This is a genomic window from Variovorax sp. RTB1 (genome assembly GCF_035018765.1).
Classification (GTDB): Bacteria; Pseudomonadota; Gammaproteobacteria; order Burkholderiales; family Burkholderiaceae_C; genus Variovorax.
The window spans coordinates 1-772 of the sequence record NZ_JASJXG010000117.1 but is presented as its reverse complement, the minus strand read 5'-3'; the positions used below and the strand labels follow the sequence as shown (position 1 = coordinate 772).

The window sequence follows — 772 nt, the reverse complement described above, 5'->3', positions numbered from 1 at the left end:
GGGTGAGAACTTGTTCGACTTGTTCATGGCTCAATCCTCTCAGAGTGTTGAGCCTCCTCAAAAACCGGGGCGATTCATTTCCTTGTTCTGCTCACCGACAATGGCGAAGGTCTTAATAACTCCACCGACATCCTGATTGACCAAGAAGCTCAGGTTGTCGGTCACGAAGTCGCGGTTGTAGACGCGTACATCGTAGTTGTGGGTCAGCAAGCCTGCATGGGTAACTGCGCCTCTTTCACCTGTCACAGTGAAGGACGAGCTGACATAGTTCAGAGGTAGCTTGCGCATCTCTAGCGCACGGAAGATCCGGGATAGTGTTGTCTTGCCAGAATAGTTGCGTCCGTAGAGGATGTTCAAACGCTGAAATGGTTTGACATTTTTGCCGCTGTCACGAACGGTTTTCTTCCAGTCCAAGCCTTGGAAACTGCCAAAGCTCGCAATGTCAATTTGATTGATCATCAGTCCAATACTCCTTTTTTAGTTGCCTCTCGGCTTATTTCAAAAGCATGTTGCGCACAATCTTTAGCGGCGGAGCTTTTGTTCTGGCCCATCTTCACTGTTCTTGTTTTAGTTCCCGTTTTTGTGCAATGCGGCTCAACTCATCATTCGTGTGGATCTGCAGCACTTAGGCTCCCTGGTCCGCTGAAGTTGGCGCGTTGAACGTCCGCTTGCGGACCATAAATCCGAGTTTCTGCAAGACTACTTTGGGTCACTTGTGACTGCGCGCTGCACTACAGAATCGCTACTCCTGTAACTGCCTCCCAAACCCCCC

The 772-nt window shown here is 50.0% G+C and carries 1 protein-coding gene; it reads right to left on the bottom strand.

The window, feature by feature from the left end:
- Positions 1-57: 57 nt before the first annotated feature.
- Positions 58-459, bottom strand: a complete 402-nt coding sequence (locus QN397_RS26595) for an AAA family ATPase (RefSeq protein ID WP_323502519.1) — start codon at positions 457-459, stop codon at positions 58-60.
- Between the last annotated feature and the right edge of the window lie 313 nt (positions 460-772).

Excerpts from the sequence above, each read along its gene's own strand:
- QN397_RS26595 (WP_323502519.1), bottom strand. The coding sequence starts at position 459 with ATGATCAATCAAATTGACATTGCGAGCTTTGGCAGTTTCCAAGGCTTG.